At 30.0% G+C, this 640-nt stretch carries 1 protein-coding gene; it reads left to right on the forward strand.

Annotated elements, in window-relative coordinates:
* Positions 1 to 160: 160 nt before the first annotated feature.
* On the forward strand, positions 161 to 484 hold the full coding sequence (locus KHQ28_RS28295) for a conjugal transfer protein TraD (RefSeq protein WP_001548707.1): 324 nt from the start codon (positions 161 to 163) through the stop codon (positions 482 to 484).
* Positions 485 to 640: the final 156 nt, after the last annotated feature.

Here is a 640-nt window from a genome sequence, read left to right on the forward strand (position 1 = left end):
TTTCAGTAGAGCATGAAAATGTTATCAACTGCTTTAACATTTTAAAAGAAAAGTTCCCATCGTATAAAAAGAAATAATAATCCAATTTTTCAAATATCCTCATTGACTAACATATATATAAGAAATATATATGTATCATGGAACTATAAGAGGATAGAAAATGAGTGATATTTCAGATAAAGAGCAAACCAGAAAGAAACCACGAATAAAAAAGACACTGGAGCAGCAATTAGCATCTGCTCAGATGCGTTTAAATCGTTTGCAATATAAGTCTAAGAAAGAAGCTAAACAGATAGAGACACGTCAGAAAATAATTTTAGGGGCTGAAGTTGCCAAGGCTCTTGATTGTGATGTTTTTACGGTGGATAAGGATCTTGTTTTAGGTATGCTACTAGAGATACCCCACCTACATCCAGATGATAAAGAAAGATTTAAAAGAAACGGAATGTTATTTCTGGCTAGTATGAAAGGCCGAAAAACTTAATGGAATATAGAAGTCATTGTATAAGTATAAAATGTTATATGTATTCAACTTTCATTGAATTAAATTTGACATTATTTTATATTAATTGTATTTCATTTTATCATCACAGATGAATAACTCCATATTCAAATCTTGTAAGCTGTGGTGGTATTTAAT

Source organism: Klebsiella sp. 28, from assembly GCF_018223905.1.
Classification (GTDB): domain Bacteria; phylum Pseudomonadota; class Gammaproteobacteria; order Enterobacterales; family Enterobacteriaceae; genus Klebsiella; species Klebsiella pneumoniae.